At 63.5% G+C, this 6,954-nt stretch carries 5 protein-coding genes; 2 read left to right on the top strand and 3 right to left on the bottom strand.

Annotation, left to right across the window (positions count from 1 at the left end; all coding sequences use genetic code 11):
* Window positions 1-539 (top strand): IS630 family transposase (locus IVA80_RS25975; protein ID WP_247436179.1); only part of this gene is annotated, 539 nt, incomplete at its 5' end.
* A gap of 868 nt (window positions 540-1,407) precedes the next feature.
* On the opposite strand, the gene IVA80_RS25970 is transcribed toward IVA80_RS25975, so the two are convergent.
* From IVA80_RS25970 to thrS, 3 genes are all read right to left on the bottom strand, one after another.
* Complete coding sequence (locus tag IVA80_RS25970) at window positions 1,408-2,679, bottom strand: serine hydrolase domain-containing protein (protein ID WP_247437067.1); 1,272 nt, start codon at window positions 2,677-2,679, stop codon at window positions 1,408-1,410.
* Window positions 2,680-2,742: 63 nt separating this feature from the next.
* On the bottom strand, window positions 2,743-3,306 hold the full coding sequence (locus tag IVA80_RS25965) for a nitroreductase (protein ID WP_247437066.1): 564 nt from the start codon (window positions 3,304-3,306) through the stop codon (window positions 2,743-2,745).
* Between the two features lie 93 nt (window positions 3,307-3,399).
* On the bottom strand, window positions 3,400-5,529 hold the full coding sequence (gene thrS / locus IVA80_RS25960; RefSeq protein WP_247437065.1) for a threonine--tRNA ligase: 2,130 nt from the start codon (window positions 5,527-5,529) through the stop codon (window positions 3,400-3,402).
* A 186-nt stretch (window positions 5,530-5,715) separates the two neighbouring features.
* Here thrS and IVA80_RS25955 point away from each other — a divergent pair, with 186 nt between their 5' ends.
* The gene (locus IVA80_RS25955; RefSeq protein WP_247437063.1) at window positions 5,716-6,882 is read left to right on the top strand and encodes an MFS transporter; all 1,167 of its coding nucleotides are present in this window, start codon (window positions 5,716-5,718) and stop codon (window positions 6,880-6,882) included.
* Window positions 6,883-6,954: the final 72 nt, after the last annotated feature.

Raw genomic sequence — 6,954 nt, 5'->3', positions numbered from 1 at the left:
CAATCGTCTCCTGTGACGAAAAGCCGGGAATCCAGGCTATCGCAACCACGGCGCCGGATTTGCCGCCCGAGCCTGGCGCTCACGCCACCTTTGCGCGGGATCACGAGTACAAACGTCATGGCACGCTCAGTCTGTTGGCCGGGATCGATCTGCTGACCGGCAAGGTCCATGCTCTCGTGAGGGATCGCCATCGCAGCCGAGAGTTTGTCGAATTCCTTAAGCTTCTCGATGCCGCTTATCCGAGAGGCACCGCAATCAAGCTGATCCTCGACAATCATTCCGCGCACATCTCGAGAGAAACCACAGCATGGCTCAACGCCTGCCCCGTCGGACGCTTCGAATTCACCTTCACCCCCAAGCACGGCTCCTGGCTCAACCTGATCGAAGGCTTCTTCTCCAAGTTTGCTCGCTCGGTGTTGCGCCACATCCGTGTAACCTCCAAACACGAACTGAAGGCACGCATCATGGCTGGCATCGACGACGTCAACCGCCATCCGGTCATCCATACCTGGTCCTACAAACTTGCCGAGGCCGCCTGAATATGATTCGAATCAAGGAAACGATCGTCTAGTCGCGTTCGCGTGCAGCGCCAACAGGCGCAGCTCCGTAGCCCGGATGGAGCGCAGCGCAATCCGGGACCTTCGCGCGTCTTGGATGGGAATTCCCGGATTACGCTGCGCTCCATTCGGGCTACGAGATGTTGCGTTGCCTGTCGGGCAAAACACACGAGCCGCAGGTCAATGAGCACCGTCAAGAATATTCTACTTTACCGAAATTCGGAAACGGCGTATGTGTCGCCGCAACCCGGCCCAAGGAAGAGGGGCGTATCGCGATCGTCACGAACGCGGGCCGGACGGCGGTGGACGTGGGCCACATCGGTGCGAAGGTGATCGCAGGGCGGAGAGCCGTGAGCGATGGCGTCGCACGCACGACCGGTGTAGCTCGCGTACGGCAAAATCGTGTGGTCCTGGCGCCCGGGGTCTGTGCGCCAAGTGTTGCGGTGATGTGGCGGCCCAACCGGGCGCGCGCATCAGTCATCCGCAGGGCGACGGGGGCAATAGTGCATCGCTCCCCGGGGAGAGCGCGACATAAGCCGTAAAACCACTGCGCAGGGAAGGCCGGATGTTTGGCTTCACCTGTATGCCGCTGTGCAGCTTTCGTACTGCAATTTCCGCACAGTGGACCGCGGGTGCCAGCCGGCACCCGGTCTTCCCTGCGCCCTCTTTCACCGAGGGCAAGGCGACGAAGCAAAGCTCGGGCGAAACAAGCCGCGAGAGGGCGAAGGTGTGTCTGCAGTTGAAATGCGAATTAAAAGAGCGCGGCTCTTGCCCACACTCTCGCAATGACGGTGTTGAAGCAGTTAGGGCCTCGGACGCAAAGCTGCTCGCTGATTTCGGCCAGCGCGCCTCACGGGCGGCGTAGCGCGGGCGGGAAGCAGTCGTAGACCAACGCCTTGAAGGCGGGCGTGATGCGGCTACGCTCGTTCTGGGTCTGCTGCATCATGAGGTAGACCATATCGAGCTTGGGATCGACGCCGAAATAGGTGCCGCTGCCTGAGTCCCATTTCAGCTCGCCGAGCGATCCCGGCGGCGGCGGCTTGGCGTTGCCAGGATCGGTCCGCACCGCAACGCCGTAGCCATAGCCATAGCCATCGCCCGGGAAATAGAAATAATCGCGTTCGACGCCGGAGCCAGGTCCGACGTGATCGGCCGTCATGGCGTTGAACGCAGCGGGGCTCAGATAGCGCTTGCCCTCGAACTTGCCGCCGTTGAGCAGCATCTGCGAAAAGCGCTGGTAGTCGGTGATGGTCGAGAGCAGCCCACCGCCGCCGGACTGCCATTCCGGATGGTCGAGGCGGTCGCGCTCGGCGGCGAGCAGGATGAAGTCGTTCGGCAGCGGCCGCGCCATCCGCGCAAGCTCATCCTCCGTCGCCAGTGCGAATTTGGTGCTGCTCATGCCGAGCGGATCGAGGATGCGCTGCTTGAGGAACTCGTACAGCGTCTGGCTCGAGATGATCTCGATGACACTGCCGAGCACGTCGGTGGAATGGCCGTAGCGCCACAGCGTTCCCGGCTGCCGCGCCAGCGGCAGTTTCGCGATCCGGTCGGCAAATTCCCTGTTGCTGAATTGACCCTCGAAGATATTGGCGGCCTTGTAGGCCTGCTCGACCCATTTGCCGCCGATATAATCGTAGCTGATGCCCGAGGTGTGCCGCAGCAGATCCTCGATGTTGACGGGACGGACCGGCGCTATGAGATCCACCTTCAGCGTGCCGTCGGGATTGGTGACCTCAAGACCCACTTTGGTGTCGGCAAAGAGAGGAATGTACTTCGACACGGGGTCGCCGAGCGCAAGCTTGCCCTCATCGATCAGCATCATCGCACCGAGACACGTGATCGGCTTCGTCATCGAGTGGATGGCGAAGATCGTATCCGGCGTCATGGCGAGGCCGGTCCTGGTGTCACGTACGCCGAAGCTCTTCAGATAGACCGGCTTGCCGTGCTGCTGGACCAGGATCACCGCACCCGGCACCCGGCCGCTCGTCACCTCGTTGTCGAAGAATGCGGTGATGCGATCGAGCCCGTCGGCCGACGGCGCGGGGATGTCGGCGGCGCGGCCTCGCGCCATGGTGCCGGCCAAGAGCGCGGCGGCCCCGACCAGAAATTCGCGGCGTTTCATCCGGGCTTCCTCCCTCGCCGGGAACAAAGCCGCAAGACATCAGGGGCGTCAACAAGACTTCGATTAAAATCGCGTCACGATTTCAGAAAGGACCGGTCGCGGACGGTCCTCGCTCGCCTTGGTCGGCGTGCCGATATGGACGAAGCCGGCGAGCCTTTCATCCGGCTTCAGGCCGAGGCCATCCAGCACGTCGCGATCGAAGGAGAACCAGCCGGTCAGCCAGCAGGCGCCGTAGCCGAGCGCGGTGGCGGCCGTGACGATGTTCATGACGCTGGCGCCGGCCGACAATTCCTGCTCGAAGGCCGGCACCTTCGGATGCGGTTTGGTGAAGCTGACGATGCCGATCACCAGAGGGGCGTCGGCGAGGCGTTTGCGCTCGGTCTCGATGTTCGCCGCCGGCGCGTCCGGATTCTTGCGGGCAAAGACCTTCGCGATCACCTCGCCGGCACGCTCGCGTGCGTCGCCCTCGAAAATGATAAAGCGCCAGGGCGCGAGCTTGCCGTGGTCGGGCACGCGCGCGCCGATGGTCAAAATGGTCTCGAGCTCGGCCGGGGAGGGACCGGGACCGGTCATTTCGCGCGGCTTCACCGAGCGGCGGATCTTCAGGAGTTCGATGGCGTCGGGCACTGCGGTTTCCTCTTCGGCTGGTCGTCGGGCGTGCAGTCCCCACATAGGAATGCACGCCCGCAACCGAAAGCGAGTTTAGACCGATTTCAGAAGTCAGACCGCTCCGCGCGCCCGCCTGACGTCGGGCGGGGTGGCCTCCTCGACCAGCGCGGCGAGCGCTTCCACCGTCGGCATCACCGTCTGCCCGTCGCTGCCGAGCCGCCGGATCGAGACCGAGTGCGTCTCGGCTTCCTTCTTGCCGACCACCAGCAGCGCCGGAATCTTGGCCAGCGAATGCTCGCGGACCTTGTAGTTGATCTTTTCGTTGCGCAGATCGATCTCGGCCCGAAGCCCCGCGCGCCGGACCTGCTCCAGCACCTGCTTGGCATACTCGTCGGCCTCCGAGGTGATGGTGGTGACCACCACCTGCACCGGCGAGAGCCAGAGCGGGAAGTTGCCGGCATAGTGCTCGATCAGGATGCCGATAAAACGCTCCATCGAACCGCAGATCGCGCGGTGCACCATCACCGGCGCCTTCTTGCCGCTGTCATGGTCGATGTAGAACGCGCCGAACCGCTCCGGCAGGTTGAAGTCGACCTGCGTGGTGCCGCACTGCCAGTCGCGGCCGATGGCGTCGCGCAGCACATATTCGAACTTCGGCCCGTAGAAGGCGCCTTCGCCCGGATTGATCTCGGTCTTGATGTGGTTGTTCTGCGCCTGGATCTGGCTCAGCACGGTGGCCATCACGCGCTCGGCGTGATCCCACATCGCATCGGTGCCGACGCGCTTTTCAGGCCGGGTCGACAGCTTGACCGTGAGATCGCCAGTGAAGCCGAAGTCCGCGTAGGTCGACAGGATCAGGTCGTTGATCTTCAGGCACTCGTCGGCGAGCTGGTCCTCCATGCAGAAGACGTGCGCGTCGTCCTGGGTGAAGCCGCGCACGCGCATCAGGCCGTGCATGGCGCCGGAGGGTTCGTAGCGATGCACCACGCCGAACTCGGCAAGGCGCAGCGGCAGGTCGCGGTAGCTCTTCAGGCCGTGCTTGAAGATCTGCACGTGGCCGGGGCAGTTCATCGGCTTGAGCGCAAACCAGCGCTTGTCCTCGGCCTCGTCGCCGGCCGACTGCGCCGCGAACATGTTCTCGCGGTACCAGCCCCAATGGCCGGAGGTCTCCCACAAGGACTTGTCGAGGATCTGCGGCGCGTTGACCTCGCTATAGTCGCCGGCCAGCCGTCGGCGCATATAGGCGATCAGCTGCTGGAAGATGGTCCAGCCCTTGGCGTGCCAGAACACCACGCCCGGACCTTCCTCCTGGAAGTGGAAGAGGTCGAGCTCGCGCCCGAGCTTGCGATGGTCGCGCTTTTCGGCTTCCTCGAGCTGCTTCAGGTAAGCGTCGAGGTCCTCCTGCTTGGCGAACGCCGTACCGTAGATGCGGGTCAGCATCGGGTTGTTGCTGTCGCCGCGCCAATAGGCGCCGGCCACCTTCATCAATTTGAAGGCGCCTCCGACCTTGCCGGTCGAGGTCATATGCGGGCCGCGGCACAGATCGAACCAGTCGCCCTGGTAGTAGATCTTGATCGGCTCGTCGCCTGGAATGGCGTCGACCAGCTCGACCTTGAAGGCCTCGCCCTTGTCGCGGAACACCTGTTTTGTCTTTTCGCGATCCCAAACCTCTTTCGTGAAGGGTTTGTCGCGCGCGATGAGCTCGCGCATCTTTTTCTCGATCGCGGCAAAGTCTTCCGGCGTGAAGGGCTCGTTGCGGAAGAAGTCGTAATAGAAGCCGTTCTCGATCACCGGGCCGATGGTGACCTGGGTGCCCGGCCACAGCGTCTGCACGGCCTCTGCGAGCACGTGGGCGCAGTCGTGGCGGATCAGTTCGAGTGCGCGCGGATCGTCGCGGTTGATCAGCTCGATCTTGGCATCGGACTCGATGGGATCGTCGAGGTCGGAGACCACGCCGTCGAGCGCCATCGCAACCGTGCGCTTGGCCAGCGACGGCGAAATGCCCTTGGCGATATCGAGGCCGGTGATGCTCTTGGCGTATTCGCGCCGGGCGCCATCGGGGAAGGTGAGGGTGATTTTTTCCGGCGGGGTCACGGGTCTCAAATTGCTGAGGCTGTACTGGAAGCCGGATTCGGATTTGGGTTGTTCGGATTTGAGCTGGTCGGACTTGGACTGGTCGGACTTGGACTGGTCGGACTTGGACTGGTCGGACTTGGACTGGTCCTTGGGCTGGTCGGTCATTGCTTTTCTCCTGAGGCTCACTCCTGCGAACGAGCGCAGGTAAGCGGGAACGAGCGATATATCAGGCGATTCGGCCTGTGCAATCCGGCATTTCCAAGAAAGTGGCGCGCCAAAGCCGGGACCGTGCACTAACTATTTCGCGCGGCACCCTTTCAATGGCCGCAGGTCCGTTCTAGATGCATTTGCATGGAAAATTCGCGTGTCGCCAGCCGTATCGCGCCAACCGCCCTGATGCTCGGCAATCTCATCACCGGCTGCTCGGTGCTGGCGCCCGCGGGCATGCTGCCGGAATTGGCGACGGGGCTCGACGTCAGCATCCATGCGGCCGGGCTTCTGATTACCTTCGGCGCGGTCACGCTGTGCATCGGCTCGCCGCTGACAGCCTGGCTCACGAGCCGCATCGAGCGCCGGACGCTGCTCGCTACGACACTTGCGGTGCTCGCGATTGGCAATCTCGCCTCGGCAGTTGCCCCTGACTACACGAGCCTCCTCATCATTCGCTTGGTGATGCTGGCGGTCGGTGCGCTCTACACGCCGCAGGCTGCGGGCACGGCGGCGCTGATCGTGCCGGCGGCGCGGCGGGGTAGCACCATCGCCTACATCTTTCTCGGCTGGTCGCTCGCGGCCGCCGTCGGTCTTCCGCTGATCACTTTCATCGCCAGCCGCTATGGCTGGCGTGCGGCCTATGGCGGGATCGGCGCGCTCGGCTGCATCAGCTTCGTGTTGTTGCTGCTGCGCCTGCCGGCGGGCCTGAAGGGCACGCCGGTGGACCTGAAGACCTGGAGCGCGGTCGGCCGTAGCAGGACAATCCTGCTGCTGCTTGCGATTACGATGTTGCAAATGTCCGGGCAGTTCGTGGTGTTCACCTTCATGGGCCCGCTGCTCAAGAAGCTTACCGGGGCGAGCCCGGATGCGATCGGCATGGTGTTCGGCATCTATGGCGTCTGCGGCTTCCTCGGCGTCGCCATCGCCACTCGCTTCGTCGACACCTGGGGACCTTACCGAACCTCGCTGCTGTTCACCTGCCTGCTGCTTGCGGGCATCACCGGCTGGGCACTCGGTGCGGGGAGCCTTGTATTGATGGCGATCGCGGTCGCGATCTGGGGTCTCGGCTTTGCCTCGACCAATTCGATGCAGCAGGTGCGACTGGTCGCGGCTGCGCCGCCGCTTGCGTCGGCGACCGTCGCGCTCAACACCTCCGTCCTCTATATCGGCCAGGCTGTCGGCTCCGCCATTGGCGGGTTACTGTTCGCCCGCGACCTGCTGCATCCGCTCGGCTTCGTCGCGGTCGGCTTCGTCATCCTGGCGCTGATCCTGGTGGTCCTGACCCGGTCCCAGCCGGCTGCTGCCTGAACTCCGCGTTTTCGTGTTCGTGAAGGTGCTTGGCAAACCGCGTGCGGGAGCGCTAGAAGGCGAGGCATGGGG

Source organism: Bradyrhizobium sp. 139 (assembly GCF_023074175.1).
Lineage (GTDB): Bacteria > Pseudomonadota > Alphaproteobacteria > Rhizobiales > Xanthobacteraceae > Bradyrhizobium.
Note: the sequence above shows the minus strand (reverse complement) of the source record. Positions and strands in the feature narration are given on the sequence as shown.

What these genes read in the sequence shown, in the direction of transcription:
- thrS (WP_247437065.1), bottom strand. Translation starts at nt 5,529, where the DNA reads ATGACCGACCAGCCCAAGGACCAGTCCAAGTCCGACCAGTCCAAGTCC.
- IVA80_RS25970 (WP_247437067.1), bottom strand. Translation starts at nt 2,679, where the DNA reads ATGAAACGCCGCGAATTTCTGGTCGGGGCCGCCGCGCTCTTGGCCGGC.
- IVA80_RS25955 (WP_247437063.1), top strand. Translation starts at nt 5,716, where the DNA reads ATGGAAAATTCGCGTGTCGCCAGCCGTATCGCGCCAACCGCCCTGATG.